This window comes from Streptomyces sp. R-74717 (genome assembly GCF_047305335.1).
In the GTDB taxonomy this organism is placed as follows: Bacteria; Actinomycetota; Actinomycetes; order Streptomycetales; family Streptomycetaceae; genus Streptomyces; species Streptomyces atratus.
On the sequence record NZ_CP102361.1, the window covers coordinates 583,420 to 603,220 of the forward strand.

At 70.5% G+C, this 19,801-nt stretch carries 15 protein-coding genes and 2 pseudogenes; 8 read left to right on the forward strand and 9 right to left on the reverse strand.

Annotated features, from left to right (window positions below; translation table 11 throughout):
* Window positions 1–53: 53 nt before the first annotated feature.
* From NRF20_RS02830 to NRF20_RS02840, 3 genes and pseudogenes are all read right to left on the reverse strand, one after another.
* Window positions 54–200, reverse strand: coding sequence for a hypothetical protein (locus tag NRF20_RS02830; protein WP_398632859.1), 147 nt, complete (start codon window positions 198–200; stop codon window positions 54–56).
* 91 nt (window positions 201–291) lie between these two features.
* Window positions 292–513, reverse strand: a pseudogene (locus tag NRF20_RS02835) (alpha/beta fold hydrolase); the annotation flags it as partial.
* Window positions 510–647 (reverse strand): hypothetical protein, encoded by a 138-nt coding sequence (locus NRF20_RS02840; protein WP_398632860.1) that lies wholly within the window; start codon window positions 645–647, stop codon window positions 510–512. The pseudogene NRF20_RS02835 and the gene NRF20_RS02840, both read right to left, overlap by 4 nt.
* A 493-nt stretch (window positions 648–1,140) precedes the next feature.
* Between NRF20_RS02840 and NRF20_RS02845 the strand changes: the two genes are divergently transcribed.
* Window positions 1,141–1,482, forward strand: coding sequence for a GNAT family N-acetyltransferase (locus NRF20_RS02845; protein WP_398632861.1), 342 nt, complete (start codon window positions 1,141–1,143; stop codon window positions 1,480–1,482).
* A 132-nt stretch (window positions 1,483–1,614) separates the two neighbouring features.
* Here NRF20_RS02845 and NRF20_RS02850 read toward each other — a convergent pair whose 3' ends face one another.
* Window positions 1,615–1,830 (reverse strand): hypothetical protein, encoded by a 216-nt coding sequence (locus tag NRF20_RS02850; RefSeq protein WP_413751922.1) that lies wholly within the window; start codon window positions 1,828–1,830, stop codon window positions 1,615–1,617.
* 531 nt (window positions 1,831–2,361) lie between these two features.
* On the opposite strand from NRF20_RS02850, the gene NRF20_RS02855 reads away from it, so the two are divergent.
* The 4 genes from NRF20_RS02855 to NRF20_RS02870 are packed head-to-tail and all read left to right on the forward strand — an operon-like array spanning window position 2,362 to window position 8,429.
* Window positions 2,362–3,726 (forward strand): cytochrome ubiquinol oxidase subunit I, encoded by a 1,365-nt coding sequence (locus NRF20_RS02855; protein WP_398632863.1) that lies wholly within the window; start codon window positions 2,362–2,364, stop codon window positions 3,724–3,726.
* Window positions 3,719–4,993 carry a cytochrome d ubiquinol oxidase subunit II gene (locus NRF20_RS02860; protein WP_413751923.1) on the forward strand — a complete coding sequence of 425 codons (1,275 nt, stop codon included), beginning with the start codon at window positions 3,719–3,721 and terminating at the stop codon, window positions 4,991–4,993. The genes NRF20_RS02855 and NRF20_RS02860 overlap by 8 nt, the downstream gene beginning before the upstream one ends.
* Complete coding sequence (locus tag NRF20_RS02865) at window positions 4,990–6,759, forward strand: ABC transporter ATP-binding protein/permease (protein ID WP_398632865.1); 1,770 nt, start codon at window positions 4,990–4,992, stop codon at window positions 6,757–6,759. Before NRF20_RS02860 ends, NRF20_RS02865 begins: the two co-directional genes overlap by 4 nt.
* Window positions 6,756–8,429: an ATP-binding cassette domain-containing protein gene (locus NRF20_RS02870; protein ID WP_413751924.1), complete on the forward strand. Its 1,674-nt coding sequence runs from the start codon at window positions 6,756–6,758 to the stop codon at window positions 8,427–8,429. The genes NRF20_RS02865 and NRF20_RS02870 overlap by 4 nt, the downstream gene beginning before the upstream one ends.
* Before the next feature lie 112 nt (window positions 8,430–8,541).
* Here NRF20_RS02870 and NRF20_RS02875 read toward each other — a convergent pair whose 3' ends face one another.
* Together NRF20_RS02875 and NRF20_RS02880 are read right to left on the reverse strand one after the other, a co-directional pair.
* Window positions 8,542–8,748, reverse strand: a complete 207-nt coding sequence (locus NRF20_RS02875) for a hypothetical protein (protein ID WP_413751925.1) — start codon at window positions 8,746–8,748, stop codon at window positions 8,542–8,544.
* Window positions 8,745–10,985 carry a protein kinase domain-containing protein gene (locus tag NRF20_RS02880; RefSeq protein ID WP_413751926.1) on the reverse strand — a complete coding sequence of 747 codons (2,241 nt, stop codon included), beginning with the start codon at window positions 10,983–10,985 and terminating at the stop codon, window positions 8,745–8,747. The genes NRF20_RS02875 and NRF20_RS02880 overlap by 4 nt, the downstream gene beginning before the upstream one ends.
* Window positions 10,986–11,988: 1,003 nt before the next feature.
* Here NRF20_RS02880 and NRF20_RS02885 point away from each other — a divergent pair.
* A complete protein-coding gene (locus NRF20_RS02885) occupies window positions 11,989–14,622 on the forward strand; it encodes an SdrD B-like domain-containing protein (RefSeq protein ID WP_398632869.1) in 2,634 nt (877 codons plus the stop codon).
* Between the two features lie 118 nt (window positions 14,623–14,740).
* A complete protein-coding gene (locus NRF20_RS02890) occupies window positions 14,741–15,571 on the forward strand; it encodes a hypothetical protein (protein ID WP_398632870.1) in 831 nt (276 codons plus the stop codon).
* 108 nt (window positions 15,572–15,679) lie between these two features.
* Here NRF20_RS02890 and NRF20_RS02895 read toward each other — a convergent pair whose 3' ends face one another.
* The gene (locus tag NRF20_RS02895) at window positions 15,680–17,023 is read right to left on the reverse strand and encodes a right-handed parallel beta-helix repeat-containing protein (RefSeq protein WP_413751927.1); all 1,344 of its coding nucleotides are present in this window, start codon (window positions 17,021–17,023) and stop codon (window positions 15,680–15,682) included.
* Window positions 17,024–17,077: 54 nt separating this feature from the next.
* Between NRF20_RS02895 and NRF20_RS02900 the strand changes: the two genes are divergently transcribed.
* Complete coding sequence (locus tag NRF20_RS02900) at window positions 17,078–18,289, forward strand: Dyp-type peroxidase (protein WP_413751928.1); 1,212 nt, start codon at window positions 17,078–17,080, stop codon at window positions 18,287–18,289.
* 80 nt (window positions 18,290–18,369) lie between these two features.
* Here NRF20_RS02900 and NRF20_RS02905 read toward each other — a convergent pair whose 3' ends face one another.
* Window positions 18,370–18,999, reverse strand: coding sequence for a transposase (locus tag NRF20_RS02905; protein WP_413751929.1), 630 nt, complete (start codon window positions 18,997–18,999; stop codon window positions 18,370–18,372).
* 79 nt (window positions 19,000–19,078) lie between these two features.
* A pseudogene (locus tag NRF20_RS02910) lies at window positions 19,079–19,777 on the reverse strand (hypothetical protein); the annotation flags it as partial.
* Window positions 19,778–19,801 lie beyond the last annotated feature (24 nt).

Here is a 19,801-nt window from a genome sequence, read left to right on the forward strand (position 1 = left end):
ACAGGCGTCCGGTGCGCCGACAGGGTTCCAGCTCGTCGCACGTTCCGCCGTCCTCAGTGGGCCTGCTGACGTCGCAGCAAGTACGTGTGCCGGCCCACCAGCACGAGCTCGCCGTGCTGGTTGTGGATGGTGGCCGATGTGATCACGCCACCGTTGTCGCCCTGGTGCTCCAGGCCTGTGATGGTGAGCGCGGGATACATGGTGTCCCCCCGCGTGCACTTCGGCCAGGAAGCTGCAGGAGAGCTCCAGGAAGCTGATGAACACCTCGCCGATGAAATCGGTCCGCCTGCCATAGCCGGACGCGGGCTTGTCCGTGTCGCCGTAGCCGCGAAGGTTCGGTGCGATCACGGTGAACTGCTCGGCCAGTACAGGAATCTGTTTACGCCAGCCGTACCAGGTCTCGGGGAAGCCGTGTAGCAGGTAGACCGGCGACCCCTGCCCCGCGCTGACCCAATGCTGCATAATTCCGTTGAGTTCGGCGGTGTGGTGGGTGATGCCTGTCAGTTCCGTCATGGGTACTCGCTCGTGAAGTCGAAGGGGACGGGCGGAGCGCAGGGGGCAACCCTGTCGTCGCCCACCCGGTAGATGGCCGGGCCCTCGATCTTCCCGGAGCGGAGCCTTCCCGGGGCCGTCTCGAGCAGTGCCATGTGACCCTCCGTTGCATTACCTCGGTAAGCGGTGCACAAGGCCGCAGAGGCGGCGGATCCCTGCACTCGAACCTAGGACCTGGTCACGGGTGCAGCTTGTCCGGGAGCGCACGGACCGTGGTCCGCGAAGGAACCCGGCGATTGGAGGGCTGAGACGGGTGCGCTATCGGGCACCAAGCGGTGCGCTGGCAGGCAAGCCGCTCGACCGGCGCCTCCTAGCCTGACGTGGGACTCAGGACAGAGCGCTTCGAGGAGAGTCATGCCCAAGCAGACCGTTGCCGAGCTGTACGTCGACCTCCTGGCCCGCGCCGGGGTACGCCGGATGTACGGCGTCGTGCGGTGATGGCGGTGATGGCGGTGAGAAGCGTAGCGGAACGCATCCGACCGCTTCGGCAGGGTCGACGGTTACGACGGCGACGACTTCCCGCGCCCGCCCCTCCGCATGCCACCATCTCGCCGCACAAGAACCCAACACGCCAATGAAAGGCTCACGATGACACAGCCCGCCACCGCTCCAACTGTCCAGCGAGTGGACGCCAAACACCAGTACGAAATCCTGGTCGACGGCAAAACCGCAGGCCTCACCGCGTACCGCGACCGGAATGACCAGCGCGTTTTCTACCACACCGAAATCAACGACGCCTTCGCCGGTCAGGGCCTGGCCTCGCTCCTCGTCCAGCAGGCCCTGACCGACGCACGCGCCTCCGGGAAGCGCATCGTGCCGGTCTGCCCCTACGTGGCGAAGTTCCTCAAGAAGCACGACGAGTTCGCCGACATAGCCGACCCCGTGACCCCCGAAGTCCTGCAGTGGCTGGAGACCGTGTACACGCGGTGACCGCCGTGCCGCCACCTGCTCCGACGGCGGCAGACCCCGAGCTCACTGGCAGGCGGGACTGAGACGTACTCGACCAGGCGGAATGCCGGGGAAGCCTGCCCCGAGCTCGGCCTCTGAGACCGCCGGTGTTCACTACGGCGTGTCGCCGAGCGGGGCACCGGTCTTGGCGTCGTCGGAGGCGGTAGCGCCAGTCTCTGCCCGCTCCTCCGGTGAGCGTCGACATCCCGACGTGCTCATCGCGTCGGCCGTCTCCTCCGTCTCGGGCACGACGGGCCCCGCGGCGGCATCGAAGGGGGCCCAGGCCGAATCCCGCTCTGGGCGGTCCTTGGGTGGCGGTGCAGCACTCATGCTGGTCCATACCGCATTGAGGACGCGGACGCCTTGCATCCGGCAATGTCTCAGGCGCCATGTGAGCATAGCCGGTACTCACGGTAGGGGCGTTCGACGGAAGCCGATTGATCCAGAGCGCACCGACTGTGGCCCCTGAGCGCAGTACATGGCGGTCTTCCGCGACCAGGCCCACAGGCCGCCTGCAAGGGCGCAAGGGCGCTCCCGTGTGCCGCTCTTGCCCGGCGATGCACTGCTTTCGGTCCGGAAGCGAACTGCGACCGCGCTGCATCCCGCACATTGCGCTGCGGGGACACGAGCGATGCGCCCAGAGGCAAAGGATGCCAACCGGCCGGCCCTACGGTGACCTCAGGAGCCGGGGAAACGCCGGACCGCAATGCTGGCCCCTACAAGCGGGAGAGCACGGTCATCGTTCATGCCCACGGGGCCTCGCACGCTGTCGTGGTGTCACCGCCGGAGGCTAATGGCCCAGCCGCGCGAGCAATTCCGCCAGGGCTGCCGGACCGACCTGAATCGACCAGAGGAGACACCGTGGCCTCGCCCGCAGTGGTGGAGATCTCACGATGGCAGTTCGCCATCACCGCAGTCTTTCACATGAGCTTTCCCGCCCTGACTGTCGGACTCTCCGTCTTTTTGGCCGCGATGTACACGGTCTACCTCAGGACCGGAAATCCGCTGTACCTTCAGATATTCCGTTTCTGGAAGAAGATATTCGCGGTCGGATTCGGCCTCGGCGTGGTCGCCGGAACCGTCATGACATTCGAGTTCGGTCTCAACTGGGGAAGATACGCTCATGCGGTCGGCCCGATCCTCGGTGTCACGATCGGAATGGAGGTCATCACGGCCTTCTTTCTGGAGGCCGGGTTCATCGGCATCATGCTGTACGGCGACGGCCGAGTGCGTCCCCGGACCATGGCGTTCGCCTGCTGGATGCTGGTAGTCGGCACCCTGCTGTCCACAACGTGGATCCTGTCCGCCAACAGCTGGATGCAGGACCCCGTGGGATTCACCGAGGTCGACGGCCAGTTCCGGGCGAGCGACTGGTGGCACGTGCTGTTCAACCCGGCATTCTCCTACCGATACCCGCACATCCTGCTGGCGGTACTGATCAGCGCCAGTTGGTTCATCGGCGGGATCGCCGCCTGGTACCTGGTCAAGCAACGAGCGCTGCCCTTCGCACGTCGCACGCTGTCCATCGCTCTCGGAGTCCTGGCCGTCCTGATGCCCGTACAGCTGTACGTGGGCGACGCCACCGCCGTTTTCATGGGTGCACACCAGCCGGCGAAACTTGAGGCCTTCGAGGGCAACTGGAAGACCGACAACAACGGCTACAACCTGCTCGTGGTGCCCGACACGGACAAGGGTGAGAACAAGTTCCATGTCGAGATACCGCACCTGGGCGCCGTCATCGGCAAGGACCTGTCCGGAAAGGCGAACGTCCCCGGACTGCTGCAGACGCCCAAGGACGAGCGCCCCAACATGTGGTCCGCTTTCTATGGCTTCCGGGCCATGTACTTCAGCGCCTTGGCGATGTTCGGCATGGCCTTCGCCGGACTGGTGTTGCGGCTGCGCGGCAGGTTGTACACAGCCCGGCGGTTTCTCCGGCTGATGGTCTGGATGGCCCCCGCCGGTGTCGTGGCCATCAGCGGCGGCTGGATCACCGCGGAGACCGGCCGACAGCCCTGGGTCGTCTACGGCCTGATCCGCACCAGTGACGCCGTCTCCCACCTCTCCCTCGGCGCGGCGATGGCCAGTCTCACCGGCTTCGTCACCGTCTACGCGCTGCTGCTCGGGCTGTGGATCCGCTACATCGTCCGCACGGTGCGGACCGGTCCCGAGCACCTGGTGACCGACGCCGGCACCACCGTCCACCCCCCGGAGGTCAGCCATGCTTGAGTACGCGTCATACGCCTTGGTCCTCCTCGCACTCGGCGCCTATGTGCTGCTCGACGGCTACGATCTGGGCATCGGCATCCTGAGCCTGTTCGACCGCAGCGACCAGCGGCGCAAGGAGTACAACGAGCTGATCGCGACCGCCTGGGACGCCAACGAGAGCTGGATCATCCTGGCGGGCGTGGCGCTGTGGGCGGGCTTGCCCGGTGTCTACGCCACCGTGCTGCCCGGCGTCTACCTGCCGCTCGTGGTCATGTTGCTGGCCATCGTGCTGCGCGGCACGGCCATCGAGCTGCAGAGCGCCGCCCCTGGTTACCGGCGCGGCTGGGGCCTCGTCTTCGGGCTCGCATCGCTGGTGGCCACTGTGTGCCAGGGTCTCGTGGGAGGGGCCGTCCTGTCCGGACTGCCCCACCGCGACGGGGTGTTCACCGGGGGCACCTGGGACTGGCTGACGCCCTACAGCGTGCTGTGCGCCCTGGGGCTGGTGGCCGTCCATCTGCTGGCAGGTGCCGCATGGCTGCAGGACAAGACCACGGGAACCGCCCACGATCGGGCGGGCCGACTGGGCCGGCCACTGCTCCTGGTGGTCGCGGCGGCCGGTCTGGTCCTGGGATTCGGGCTCCACGTCGCCGACCCGCAACACCTGCGCTTCGACCAGCCGCTCCGCGCGACCCTGTTCGGCCTGGCGGTGGCGGTGGCCGTGGTCTGCGTGGCGATCGCCTGGTACGGCTTCGGCCGCCGGCCGGACTGGCGTCCGTTCGTCGCCGTGGCCGGTACGGAGGCCGCGGGCCTGCTCGCGCTCATCGCCGCCACCGCGCCCGTCGTCGTCCCACCCGACCTGACCGTACACGCCGCGGCCAGCCCGCACGGGTCGCAGCTTTTCCTGCTCATCGGGGTGGGCGGGTGCATGCCGGTGGTCCTGGCCTACAACATCTACGCCTGGTGGGTCTTCCGTGGGAAGTTCGCCCAGCCACCGGCCCCCACCGAGGCGGCCGATCCGTCCGGCACGACCGCCGCAAAGCGGCCCGCGGCGCCGGCGCCGGCCGTGAGCGACGGCCCGTGGGCGGCGGTTGTCGCCCGGCGCGTGCTCCTGACCCTCCTGGCCGTCGCGGTGGCCGCCGTCGCGCAGGACATCTTCGGTGGCGTGCGCGTCTGGATCGGCCCGGCCGGTGTCGCCGTCTTCTCCGTCAGCGCACTCGCCCTGTGGATCCGGTCCGACCGCCGCTCCGCGGCCGTCGGCGATTTCAATCCCCAGGCAGCCGAGAAGTGACCGACATCCCCGACCAGCTCGCCCGGCTCGGCCGGGACGACGAAGCTCAGCAGCGGACGGCCGGGCTTCTCACCGCATGGGCAGCAGTCGGCGAACCCGCGTTCCGGCAAGCCGGCACACTGCGGGGACTCGCGACGGCGGGCCATGTCCTGTGGGCCGCGGGGCTGGGCTGGGCGGCCCAGGCCGCCCTGCGCGCCCCGTACGGGGGCGTTGCCCTGGCTCCGGTGCTCTCCGGTGCGGCGCTGGTCGCCGTTGGTCTGCTGCTGCGCGCGGTCCTGCTCGCGGCGGCCGACCGGGTCGCCGACAACGGGGCGGCCGCCGTCCAGGACCACCTGCGTTCCCGTCTGCTCCTGGCCGCGCTGCCGACAACTGGCGTGCCCCACGACGAGTTGTCCGACGCCGCTCTCGGTGAGGCGCTCGACAGCGAGGTGGGCAGGCTGAGCCAGTGGTTGACGACGTACGTCCCCGCCCGGCGGGCGATGCTGCTGGGCAGCGGCATCGTACTGGCCGCCGTGGCAACCGGCAGTTGGGCCGTCGCGCTGATGCTCGTGCTGGCAACCCCGCTGCTGCCATTCAACCTGAAGGTGATCGGCTTGGGTACCCGCGCCGCCGTGCACGCCCAGCTCACCGCCACCCGGACGCTGAGCACCCACCTGTTGGACCAGCTGCGCGGACTGCCCACGCTGGTCGGCCTCGGGGCCGGTGACGAAGCGGTACGGGCGACCGAAGCAGCCGACAGGGAATTGGCCAAGCGCACCCAGACCGTACTGCGGGTGGCCTTCCTCTCGACCGCCTGGATCGAACTCCTGATCACCGTGGCCATGGCTGTCGTCGCCACGTACTGCGGGCTCGCCCTGCTCGGCTACCTCGACCTGCCGGTGGTCCCGTCCACCATGAGTCTGGGCACCGCGCTGTTCGTGCTCGTCCTGACCCCGGCGTACTTCGCCCCCGCCCGGGAACTCGCCCGCGGCTACCACGCTCGTGCCGAGGCAGCCGCGGCGGCCGAGCTGATCTCGGAGATCACCGACCGGGCTCCGGTCGCAGCGGCCGGCGCTCCCTCGGCCCGAGTGCCCGCCGCGCGCCGTCCGAGTTGGCCGGGGCCGGCCGGTGTGATCCTGGACGAGGTGGCGGTTCGGTACCCAGGTCGCGACGACGCGGCCCTGGACGACGTCACCCTGACTGTGCGGCCGGGTTCGATCGTGGCCATCGGCGGGCCCAGCGGCGCCGGAAAGACCACGCTGCTCTCCGTGGCAGCAGGCTTGCGCGAACCGGATCGCGGGCGGTGCCTGCACACCACCGGTTCCGAAGTCCTGCCCGCCTCACCCGCTCTGACGGCGTGGGCCGGCCAGCCCTCCTACCTCCTGCCGGGAACGCTGCGCGACAACCTGCTGCTGGCCCGGCGCGACGCCGACGACGAGCAGCTGACCGCTGTGTTCGCGGAGCTGGGCTTCGAGGATCTGCTGGCCGCACTCCCTCAGGGCCTGGCGACCCGGGTCGGGGAGCGCGGTTGGGGGCTGTCCTCCGGACAGATGCAGCGACTGGTACTGGTGCGGGCACTGCTCCGCGACACGCCGCTGCTGTGCCTGGACGAACCCACGGCCCATCTGGACCCGGACGGCGAAACCCGCGTGATCGGCGCCATTCGGACGCTCGCGCGCAGCCGCACCGTGCTGCTCACGACACACAGTCCGGCGCTGCTCGACATCGCCGATGACATCGTGCGGTTGGACCAGGGACGGGTGTCCCGGATCAGGGAGACACTGTGACCGCGTTCAGGCTGCTGTGGACGGCGGCAGACCACCGGGCACGCAAGGACCTGCTGTGGGCAGCGGTGCTCGCCGGGACCGCCGAACTGTGCGCCGCCGGCCTGCTGGGGGTGTCCGGTTGGTTCCTGGCCTCCTGCGCGGTGGTCACCGCGCAGGCGAACACCGCCTGGTCGTGGATGTACCCCTCGGGGACGGTCCGTGCTCTCGCCCTGGGCCGCACCGGTCTACGCTACTCGGAGCGCCTGGTCAGCCATGGCGCCCTGCTCGGCGCGACCGTCTCGTTGCGCTCACGGCTGGTCCGCGCCGCGACCACCGTACCGGCGCGGGAACTGCGCAAGCACCGTGACGGCGCCCTGATGACCCGGCTCACCAGCGATGTCGGCGCGGTGGGCGGTATAGCCGGCCAAGTCGTCCCGCCACTGGCCGGGATCGGCCTGACCGCCACTGTCGTCGTCACTCTGCTGATGGTGGCGAGTCCGCCGTCAGGCGCGGCCGAACTGCTGCTGCTCGCACTTTCTGCGGCCACGGCAGTGGTCACCGAGCGGCGGACCCGCGGCCACCAGCAGGCGGCCGCGGCGGCTCGCGTCGCCGCACGCACCGCGTTGCTGAGCGCCCGCTCCGCGCTTCCGGAACTGCGCTGCCTGGACGCGGTCGACCTGGTCCGCGATCAGGTCGCGCAGGCAGTCGGCCGGGCCCGCCTGGCCGAGGCCGCGGCTGCGTCGGTGATGCGCCGGGCCCGGCTGCTGCTGCGGCTGCTGGCAGTGGCCGGCCAGACGGCGGTGCTCCTCCTGGCCCTGTCCGGTCCTGTGTTCACCCAGCCGGCGGCCGACGCCATCGGCGAGGTGCTGCTGGTCGCGGCCGCGTATGAGCTGATGGAGACGCTCCCTCAGGTGCTCCGAGACCACGGCCTGGCAGCCGACGCCGCCCTGCGGCTGACGGATCTGGCGAGCCGCGCGCTCCCAGAGGGGCCTGGGACCGCATCCCCTGCGTCGCCGACGCCCGCGGGGCCGAAAGGGGCACTGGCGGCGCACCAAGTCCCCGCGGGCGTCGGCGACGACCGCACCCGATGGTCCGAGGTGATCCAGCCCCGAAGCGTCATTGTGGTCACCGGGCCCAACGGAAGCGGGAAAAGCACCCTGCTGGAGACTCTGGCGGGACGCATCGCCCCTGCCGCCCCGGGGTCGGTGATCCTCGATGGCGTGCCCATCGAGTCCCTGCCCACCAGCGCGATCGCCGATATGCTCACCCTCGTCGAGGCGGAAGACTGGATCGCCGACGGGACCGTCGCCGAGAACCTCCGGCAGGCCGCCCCCGGCGCGGACGACGAAACACTCAGGGCGGCACTGGCGGCGGCGGCCTTGGAGCAACTTCCCCTCCACACCCCGACGGGCCCAATGGGCAGTGCGCTCTCGCAAGGCCAGCGACGCCGCCTGGTGATCGCGAGAGCGGTCCTGCGGGCGCCGGCCGTCCTGCTGCTCGACGAACCGACGGCCGGCCTCGACGACCGAACGGCGGTGCGAATGCTGACAGGTGTCCGCCGCGCCCTGCCGGACAGCGCCCTGGTGATCGCCCTGCCGGACCGGCACGACGACCTGATGCCCTTCGCCGCCTCCCACACCCTGCGGCTCAAGCCACTCTCCAGGCCGCGACCGTTGAGCAGCCGGGCGTAGAGAGCGATGTGCTGCCCGGGAATGCCGCCCCGGGCAAGGACGGCGACGTCCATGCCCGGGGCGACGGCTTTGCCGGCACGGCATTCCGTTCGCCGCCGGCTGCTGCCGAGGATCAGCGGTCGTCGCCACCCTGGTGGAGTTCGGCCACATAGCCGCCGGGGAACTGCACCATCGCGCTGGTGCGTACCCGGGAAATGTACGGGCCCCACAGCACCTTCGCACCGGCGGCCTCGGCCTTGTGCAGGGTCGACGTGAGGTCCTTCACCGCGTAGCCCGTGGTCTCCCGCCCGAACGGGTACGGGAGGTGCCCGTCGGTCACGCTTTTGGCGGCTTCTGCGCGTCGAAGGCGAAGAGAGTGTTCTTGGCCGCGGCCACGATCACTGCACGCCCCGCGACGGTCACGCGCGGGCTTGCGCCCTGCTCGCCCGTCAAACCATCGGCCTGCGGATCTGTTGTCCACAGGGGTTTGCCATCGTACGGCGACAGCGCGACCACCCGGCCGGTGGCCGAGCTGAAATACAGCGCGTCGGCTCCCGCCACGGGACCCGACGCGCCCTCCACGCCCGTCTGCCGCGACCACTTCTTCCGGCCGGTCGCGGGGTCGAGCGCCGTGACGAGACCGGTCTGCCTGCTCACGTAGAGGGTGCCGTCTGTCATGCCGGGCGTCCCCGCATATGTCTTGGCCAGCCGGGAGTACGCGACCTTCCGCGAGGCCGGGTCGACCCGCGCCACCCCGTCGTAGCCGGCCAGCGCCGTTCCCTCCATGTGCCCCTGAAGGAGTACGAGCCTGCCGTTGGCGACTCCCATCGGCACGGCGGGGCCGTTGACCGCGATGGGCCTGCCCAGTGTCCCCGAGGCGCGGTCGACCGTGTACAGGGTGGGGTGGCGCACCTCTGAGGCATCCACCTCCGCATCCGTCGCGCACATCGCGAGGAGCTGTGGGCCCACCGGGACGGGAGCGCACTGTGTGCCCGCGGGGAACGGCGTCGTCCAGGTGACCCTACCGCTGTGCGCGTCCCGGGCCTCGAAGCGGGAGTTGGAAGCGTCGACCGTCACAACGGCGGAGCCGACCACAATGGCGTCCTGAGTCCGGCCCGTGACGGCCATCGACTGGGCGCCGGACGGTACGGACCACAGCTCCCGGCCATTGTTCGCGTCGATGGCCACCACCTCGCTGGGAGGGTCCTGCGGGGCGTCCTGGGCGGCGAAGCGGTAACCGAGCACCGTGTCGTCGGTGGCGCCCACCAGGTGCATGCCCTGGACGGGGATGCCCGGGCTCTTCGCCGTCCACGCCCGCGAGCCGTCCCGGGCCCTGATACGGGTCGCGACAACACCGCCGCCCCCGCAGAACAGCGCGTCGCCGCGCGCGACGCAACGCAGCTCGTCGGGGATGTCCTCGCGACCGCCCTGCACAGTCTTGCGCCACGGCCCGAAGCCGTCCGGTAGTGCGGCACCCGGCGCCGCAACGCTGTTGCCCTTGTCGCCGCCGCTGTTCCCCCCAAAGCCGCCCGCCTTCAGCGCGGCGACTCCCCCGCCGATCGCTGCCACCGCGACCGCGGCCGCGAGCACGGGACGCCATCGGCGACGCAGACGGCGGCCGATGGGGGCGCCAGTGCTCCCTGTACCGGGACCGGCCGGGGCGGTGGTCGGGGAAGTCGGCGCCGGGGTGGCCCGCGTCGCGAAGTGATGCTGGGTGATCATGTCGCGGGTGCGGCCCGCGCCAACCCCGTTCGCGTCGGTCCCGCCGAGGTCGGCCGGCAGGTCCCGCAGCATCACGAGGAGTTCGTCCGCCGAGGGGCGCCCCTTGGGCTCCTTGTCCAGGCACGACTCGACGACCGCACGCAAAGCCACCGGCACGGCACCCAGCAACGGCTCCTCGTGCACCACCTGATACGCCGTCATGTATGGGCTGTCCGCGTCGAAGGGCCCGTGGCCCGTCGCTGCGTACACCAGCAGCGTCCCCAGCGAGAAGACATCGGACCGCGGCCCGACACCACGCGGCGCCTGCAACTGCTCCGGCGACATGAAGGGCGGCGTACCGATGACCCGCCCTGTCATCGTCAGCGTCTGCTGGTCCACGGCGCGCGAAATACCGAAGTCGATGACGCGCGGGCCCTCGGGCGAGAGCACGACGTTCGAAGGCTTCAGGTCACGGTGGACGACCCCCACCCGGTGGATGTCGCGCAGCGCCTCCGCCAGCCCGATGGCGAGCCTCCTCAGCTCCGCTCCGTTCAGCGGGCCCTTCGTGGCGATGCGCTGGGCGAGCGTGTGCCCCTCGATATAGGTCGTCGCCATCCACGGCTGCTCGGCCTCAGGGGCAGCGTCGACCACGGCGGCGGTGAACGCGCCGCTCACCCGCCTCGCCGCCGCCACCTCCTGCCGGAAACGGATGCGGAACTCGTCGTCCCCCGCGAACTGCTGGTGGATCAGTTTGATCGCGACAGGTCGCCCCGAACTCGTACGGGCCAGAAAGACCGTGCCCATGCCACCCGAGCCGAGCCGCGCCTCAAGCGGATAACCGCCGATCTCGGCTGGATCGCCTACGCGCAGCGACACTCTTCCCGACCTCCCGTCCCCCGTGCACCTCTGCCACCACGGGCCTGCGTACCTGTCCTGCACACAAACTAGCCGCAGGGCAGTACGGCAGAGCAAAGCGGGTGACGAACAGGGAGCCCAGGGCTGCTCCCGTGCCGCACACGACGAAGCCCCGCCAAGAGCCGACGGGGGTTCGTGACCTCTCGCACGCGTCTCACCAACAGCGTCGACGCCTCTGGACCACAATGACCTGACCTGCGCTTACGCACCTCACATGGAGTGCACAAGCCCGGCCTGCAGCCGATAAGCACCATAAGCCCTCACGCAGCGGCCCTCCAACTCGGTGCGTCCCTCAGACGGACACGACATGGTTGCGTCCGGCTTCGACCGCTTCATGGCGCCGGGCGGCGGCCAACCGGGAGTGGCGTTCTTCGAAGCCGGCTACCAAGCAGCGCAGGGGGCGAAGGTCCATTCAACCAAGCAAGGACCCGGTCCGGGGAACAGCATCGATCGTGATCCGGACCATGCTCGGGCCAGCGCCCCCGCCCAAGTGGCGATACCCCGGGCGTGCTTGCCGGAACTGCGGCCGGGGCGGTGCGGACCCGGCGAACGATCAACGTGACCGTGTCGTCGCCGAGTTCGACCAGAACCCGGAGGGCATCCGCGCCTGCGGCGACCGGTGCGACAGGCGTGCGAGCCTCGCCGCCCCGCCCGCGATGCCCTCAGAGGCCGTTGCGCTCCCGTGCGGAGGGTTTGGCGGCGGACGAGTTCGCCATTCCGCCACGATCTTGCCTAAAACCCTTCTAAGATCGCCGACAAGGCGGTTCTCCGCATCTCTATGTACTCCATCACGAGCAGGGCAACAGGCCCTTCTGAACGCTGAGAGCAGGAGATGACATCCAAAAGTGAACAAGCGAAGGGCGCCGCGCCCGAGCCGCGTCGGCGGCGTCCGGGCGTGCTCGGTCGCCGCACAGTTGGCTGCGCGGTCGCGCTCGCCTTGGGAATCGGTAGTGGCTCGTTAGCCATGGCGCCTGCGGCGTACTCGCAGGCGGACGACGGGTCGGTGACGGTCCGGGTGATCCGGGCCGTGGACACCAGCGGTGTATGGACGCCCGCGCTGGAACCGGGCATCGCGGGCGTCAAGGTGACCCTCACCGACGACGCCGGGGCCGGCGTCGAGGGGGTCACGGCGGCCGACGGGACCGTGACACTGACTCCGGCGGCGGGCGAGGCCACCAGCGGTAAATACCGGGTGCAGGTGGTGAATCCGAAGCCGGGTGTGCTGTTTCCTGCCTTCGCCTCGCGCCAGGGACTGGACGGCGCGCCCAACCAGTTGAGCAGCAATGAGGAGTTCGTCGACCTCTCCGGCGGGAAGAGCGTGGCGTACACCACCGGGCTGTGGAGTCCGGGTGACTACTGCCAGAAGAACGCACCGTTGATGACGACCTGTCAGCCAACCACGCGCGAGGGCGGTGCCCAGCGCACGCTGGTCTCCTTCCCGTACGACGCGCGCGGCCAGGACGGCGTCGACGTCAATGTCACGAACATCGCCACCAACGCCGAAACCGGCACGCTGTTCGGCATCGCGTGGAACAAGGCCGACCAACGGGTGTTCTCCTCGGCGGTGGCCAAGCGCACCACGGACTACGGTCCGGGTGGCGCCGGGGGCATCTACGTGACCGATCGCGCGCAGAAGAAGACCACCCTGTTCACCGTCGTCCCGGACGCGGGGACGACGGCGCACGGCTCGGGTACTGACGACGCCTTCCTTGCCGTACCGGGCAAGGAGAGCCTGGGCGGCATCAAGATCACCGATGACGGCAAGGACCTGTTCGTCGTCAACCTCAACAACCGCAGGCTCTACCGCTATGACGCCACGGCGGCGACCGCGGCGGCGCCGAAGGCCGTCTACGCGATCCCGGACCCGGGCTGTCCGGCGGCGGTGGACTGGCGCCCCTTCGGCCTGGGGATGCAGGACGGCACCGGCTTCCTCGGCGGGGTCTGCTCGGGCGAGTCCACCGGGAAGGTCTCGGACCTGCGCGCGGTGGTTCTGCCCTTCGACCTGGGCACCGGCGCCTTCCAGAAGGCCGTGCTGAACCAGCCGCTGGACTACCCGCGCGGCTCGACGGTCGGCGCTGGCCCGTGCGACGGCGCGGGCTGGTTCCCGTGGACGAGCACCTACCCGGTCTCGCAGAACGGCCGGCCGTGTGGCAACTCCACCATCGCCAAACCCGAACCGGAGTTGGGCGAGATCGCCTTCGAGACAGACGGCTCGATGCTGCTGGCCTTCCGCGACCGCTTCGGCGACCGCGCGCCAGCCGGTCCCGCGCCGAACTCCGCCGCCATCGTCATGTCGGGCGGTGACCTGAACAAGGCCTGCCCGGCGGACGGCATGTATGTGATGGACACCAACAACGGCTGCGGGCTGTCCTCTCGAGGCACCCGGTTCTTCGACACCAGCTGGGGTGGTCACCGCAACACGGCGTTCGCCGGCATGGCGCTCGCCAAGGCCGAGAACACCATCGCGACCTCCGCTTTCGACCCCAACCACACCGCCCTCGGGTACGGCACGTCATTCCTCCAGCGCGATGGCACGCAGGACCCGGAGTTCGGCCTGCGCCTCAACCCGCCGGGCACCGTAGCCCCGTTCGGCAAGGGCGCCTCGATGGGCGACCTGGAGGTGCTCTGCGACCAGGCCCCGCTCCAGATCGGCAACCGGGTCTGGTACGACCCCGAGCGCAAGGGCATCCAGAACCCGGGCCAGCGGCCGGTCGTGGGCGCGACCGTCAACCTGTACGACGAGTCGGGCAAGCTCGTGGGCACGACCGAGACGACGGCGCGTGGCGAGTACTACTTCGACGACTCCAATGTCACCGGCGGCCTGAAGCCGAGGACCAAGTACACCATCCGCCTCGACAAACCGGCCGACTACGCCAAGGGCGGACCGCTCCACCAGTGGGTGCCCACAGAGGCGGATGTCGGCGACAATCACTTCATCGACTCCAAGGGAATCGTCCCGCGCGACGCGAAGTTCCCGGAGCGGGCGCTGACCACCGGCGGGCCCGGGGAGAACGACCACACATACGACTTCGGCTTCCGGCAACAGGAAGGCGCGCTGCGCCTGGTCAAGCACGACCAGGACGGCAAGCCGCTGGCGAAGGCGAAGTTCCAGCTGTGGAAGGAGACGAATGGTTCCGACGGCTTGCAGGCCACCGGGACGGAGCCGGACACGCCGGTCGACAAGCCCTGCCTGACCGGGACCGACGGCATCTGCCAGGGCGCCGGCGCGCCGGGGACGTACTACTGGCAGGAGGTCAGCCCGCCCGAAGGGTACGCCGTACCCGACGTGGCGGTGTTCGGGCCGCTGGTACTGACCTCCGACAACCTCGACGAGGGGGTCTCGGTGACCGCGGTCAACGAGCGGCTGCCCGGCCCCACTCCGACACCGACGACGCCGGCACCGGGCAAACCGGGTTCGCCGGGGGCTCCAGGCGCCCCGGGTGTACCAGGTGCACCGGGCCACGCGTCCAACTCGGGCCTGGCGTCCACCGGCATGAGCCAGGCGGTTCTGCTGGCCCTGGCCGGTTGCGCCGCGCTCACCGCCCTCGGCGGGGCTCTGGTCGTACTGATGCGTAGGCGAAGGGCACAGCACCGCTAGCCCCGAAGCGGGGCGACCGGCACCGGTGACCCCCCGGGGCCGGACTGGGCGGGTTCGCGGACCAGCGGTTCGCGAACCCGCCCTCCTGTGTGACCGACCGACGAGAGAAGGCGACTGCATGGCTCGGAAGAGAAAGACCGACGGCCGTACGCCGCGTCGGGCCCTCTGGTTGAGAACACTGATCGCGATCACGGCGTGCGGTGTCGCAGTGGGCGGCCTGGCCGCCTACCGGACCTTCTCCGACGACACCGCCACCGAGCGGCCGGTGACGACGGAGGAGGCCTCCAGGCTGGCGCTGTCGCGGCTGAATCTGTACCAGACCAGTCCCGTGGCGGTGACCCTCACCGCCACCGAGGGCGGCGGAGTGGTGGTGCGGGTCAAGGGGGTCGTGGACTACCGAACCCACCGGGCCGTGGGGAGCTACCAGGTCACCGGGGCCTCCGGATCCTCCGGGACCTCCGGGCCCGCCACCGGGCAGCTCGACCACGGGCTGATCGTCTGGGACACCGGCGGCCTCGGCCTGGCCCCCGCGCCCAAGGGAGACAACAGCCCGCCCTGGCAGCAGGCCGAGCACATCCCGCGCTCGGGCTGGTCCGCGCGCTCCTACACGACCGATCCCCTGGACGCCGGGCTCCAGTTGCTGATCGGGCTCGGCGCGGACCGCCCCGACAACCCGCTGTTGCTGGCACAGTCCGGGGCTCGCCGACTGGGGCGCGAACGCATCGACGGCCGCAGCTACGACCGGTTCGCCGGGCCGCGCGCCCAGGGCGCCACGCCCGGTGCGGGGCCCGACGGCGGACGGTCGCCGCTGACGTACTGGGTCGACGGTGACGGCGGCCTGCGGCGGGTGACGATGCGGATGCCGGGCCTGGGGACCCCGACCACCGTGGAGTTCTCCGGACGCGACGACCGCGCAAAGCTCCCCGAGGCGCCGTGGGCCACCAGCTGACATCTCCGTGCCGATGCGCCCCGGCTACCGTGGGTGCCGACGCCCCTCCTTGGCCCACCCGTCGGGGCGGCACGGTGAACGGGGACCGAGTCCGCCGCAGCACCGCGCTCAGCGCGAGTGCGGCACGGCGTCCACGTCCTTCGGGAGCGGGTACGCGGCCGCTTCGACGGCCCCCGGCAGGCCGGTCGCAGGGCTGCCCGGGGCCGTCGGGTCCGGCATGGACGGCTGGGCGGGTGGGGCCGGCACCTGGCTGAACGGGACGCCGGGCGGCGCCTGCACCGGCGCCGGGCGGCCGGTGGGCAGGGCGCCCCGACCGCGATTGCCGCAGCCCGCGCGACCCTCCAGACCGTCCGGGCTCTGGGTGGCGGGCCGGTTGCCCGCGAAACAGTTGCCGGGGTCGGCCGAGGCCAGCACGAGGTCGATGCCGTTGCCGGTGGTGCGGTTGCCTTCGACGCGATTGCCGCTCGCCGGATGCCCCGGCGGGTCGGTGACGACCACTCCGGCCGCCCGGTTGCCCCGGACCAGGTTGCGCTGGACGCGGTTCGCGGTGCCGCCGCCGATGCCGATGCCGATGCCGAAGCCCCCGTCCGCCTGCTCAGGTGTGTCGGCGGCGTTGTTGTCGGCGACCACGTTGCCCGCGATCACCGCGCCGTGCTGCGGGGCGAGGGCCTCCAGGTCGTTGGAGTTGACTGTGACGCCGACCCGGTTGCGGGCGACGCGATTGCCCAGCACCGACAGGCCGTCCGAGGCATTGGTCAGTTCGATGCCGACCGCGTTGCGCTCCACTGTGTTACCACGGACGACGGTGCCGCAGGGCTTGCACTGGCCGACGTAGATGCCGGAGTCGGCGTGCCCGGAGGCGTAGGAGTCCTCGATCACGCCGTCGCGCGCGTCAAAGGCGTAGATGCCGTACAGGCCGTTGTTGTATGCCGTGACCCGGGTCGCGCGGAAGCCCCGGACGGCAGGGAAGCGGGTGGTGTCCAGCGGGTCGTAGGCGGAGCCGCCGGCGCCGCGCTGCTGCAACCGCTCGTCGGTGACGCCGGTGAACAGCACGCCGTTGGCGAGGTAGCCATGCACGGTGAGGTTCTCGACCACCGAGCCGGCGCCGGTCACGGTGATGCCGTTGGCCAGACGCACACCGCCGTCGAAGACCACCGCATTGCGGTCCGCTCCGCGCAGCACCACGCGGGGCTTGGTGACGCGCACGCTCTCCCGGTACACGCCCGGGCCGATCAGCACCGTCTCGCCCTCACGAGCGGCGTCCACCGCCTGCTGCACCGAGGAGAAGTCCTGCGGAACGCGCAGCACGCTCCCCGCCGGATGCCGCGCATCGGCGGACGTCGACCCCGTACCGGAGCACCCGGTGGCCGCCATCGCGATCGAGACGACCAGCACCGACAGACGCAGCGCCGCCCGGAACACCGCCGCCGGGACTGCCGAACGTGTCAACATGCCTTCTCCAGACAGGATTTGCATGGCAGTTGTTTTATCGTCTCCAATAGGCGTATGCCCACCGAACAGGGAAATGCGCAGGATTCATCCCGACCCGCGGGAACCCATTTCGGGCGGCGCCGGGCACTGCTCGCCGGCGGAGCGGTGCTCGCCGCCGGGATCGGCGCGGCGGCCGACGAATTGGCGAGAGACGGCCGGACAGCCGGCCGTGCCACCACCGGCGCCCCGCCGACCAAGGCCGCGATTCTCTTCCACGGCGCCCGACAGGCGGGTGTCACGGCGCCCCAGCAACCGGCGACGCACCTGCTCTCCTTCGACCTCCCGCAGACCTCCGCCGCCACCGACCGGAAGACCCTGCGCAGCGTCCTGGGCGCGCTGACCCGCACGCTCGCCACCGCGGCCTCCGACGCCCCGCCGGACCCGCGACTCCAGGGCGGGGGCGCGACCCGGCTCACCTCCCTGGTCGGCATCGGCCCCACCCTCGCCACCCGCCTCGGCCTCAACGTCCCTGCTTCCCTTGGCGAGTTGCCGCCCTTCCCCGGCGACCGCCTCGAACCGCACCGCAGCAACGGCGATCTTCTGGTCCAATTGTGCGCAGCCGACCGCTGGACCCTCACCATCGTCTCCGAACTCGCCGGCACGGCCGCGCACGCCGCAGGCGCCGTACCGCGCTGGACCCAGTCCGGCTTCCTGCCCCACACGGCCCCGGGCACGACCCCGCGCAACTTGTTCGGCTCCAAGGACGGCACCGCCAACCCCGATCACGCGGCGGCCGAGCAGTGGGTCTGGGGCCCACCCGGAGCCCACCGGAACGGCACTGTTCTGGTCTACCGCAGGATCCACATGGACGTCACCGGCTTCGCGGCCCTCCCCGAGGGCCGGCGCGACCGTGTGATAGGCCGCCGCGCCCGCGACGGCGTCGCGCTCAGCGGCACCGCCGAGAATGACGAGCCGGACATCTACGCCAAGAACCCCGACGGTTCCTACGTCATCCCGGCCACCGCCCACGTGCGTCTCGCCAGCCCCCGCTTCGACGGCGGCGCCCGTATGCTCCGCCGCAGCTACAGCTACGACGACGGCCCGACCGACCGCGGCCTTCTCTTCTGCGCCTTCATGCGCGACCCCGCCCAGTTCACCCGCGTCCAGAACCGCCTGGCCGCCCGCGACGCCCTCACCCCCTTCCTCCAACACCGGGCCTCGGCCATGGCCTACGTCCTGCCCGGCACCGCACCCGCCGGGACTCTCGGCGAACAGCTCTGGACATGAAGTCCGCCTCGCTCCCTCCTCCCCACCGAAGCGCGCGCATCCCTAGCTTGGCCCTGTCGGGGATCTTGTAGCCGTCCGTGTCAGCCGCTGGCGCTCCGCCAGGGCTTCGGCCGGGGGATGCCGTGCTGGTCCAGGAATTCCTGGAAGGCGGTCGACGGTCGGGGCGGCGGCGCTTTGTCGGTCGTCGGCAGGCTGCTGAGGCGGTCGATGTTCACAGCGTTGGCAGTGAAGACGTGTTGCAGGTGGGTTTTCGGCTGCCCTCGGTAGCGGCAGTGGCGCATGCCATGGCCATGGACGAGTTCGTTGACGGTGCCCTCCACTCCGGAGCGGATCGCATAGCGGGTTCGCCAGTCGGCCGTCTGCTGCTCGGTGCGGACACGGATCTGCAGGTCGTGCAGTTCGCGCAGGGGAAGTCCCACGTTCCGGCCGCCGGCGCGGGAGGTGGTGCACCGGGTGCGGACCGGGCAGGGATCGCACTGGCCCTTGGTGAACTGGGCCACGAGCAGTGGCACGGCGGTGGGCGAGGAGGTCGGGTAGGGGCCGTGCCATCTCTTGCTGACCTGGCCCTGGGGGCAGGTCACCTGGCGGCGGTCGAAGTCGATGTGGAAGTCGTCGCGGCCGAAGCCTTCGTTCTTGCGGTGCTGGCGGGTGGGGTTGCCGGGCAGCGGCCCGCTGATGGTGACCCGGTGTTCTCGGGCGGCCTGTTCCAAGTGGGCGAGGGAGGTGTAGCCGCACGGCGGCCTCCAGCTCGGGGCGCTTGGTGGCGCGGGTGGAGATCTTCTCCGAGTAAACCCGGGTGACTTCGGCCTCGGCGAGGGGGTCGAGCTGCACGTCCAGGGACTGCCGGGCGGTCGAGGCGCGGGCGTACCCAAGACGGACGTGTCCGACCGGCTCTGCGCCGGCGCTCACAGGCCGGGGCAGCTCGGTCCACCCCTTTACGGATATCCCCTGCGTCGAACTTCGCACAGGAATACACGGTCTCGGTGGTGTCAGGGGCGGCGGCCACCGCAGCAGCGGGGCAGGCGCACGCGGTGACACAGCAGCGCACGGCCTGGCGCGGGCGGCGACGCCGACGAAAAGGGGGCTCCGGTCACCATGGGTGGACACGGGTACGTCCGTATCGCCCTGAAGCGCAGACCAACAACTGATCCGCCTCTCCGGCAACGGCCGAGAATCTGGCGCTCGGTTCGGTGGAGAGGCCACAGCGCGCCATAGCCAGCCGCCCGACTGCTGGCGGCAAGCATCGCCCGCACAAGACTGGGGCACCGCGTACAAGGGATGACGCGGTGCCCCGTACCGCAACATAGCGCACCTTCCGGGACAGCCCCAGAAGAGCGGCGCTCCGTCTTGATGGCCAAGCGCGGCGAAACATAACAGCGGATCCCCGGTTGGCGAAACCGGGGATCCACCGGACAATTGGAAATCCACCACCAGTCCCTGACCGATACGTCGAGAGGCAGCATCACGACCGACGCCCCACAACTTCATTCTCCGGCCAGCCCCTCCACGCAC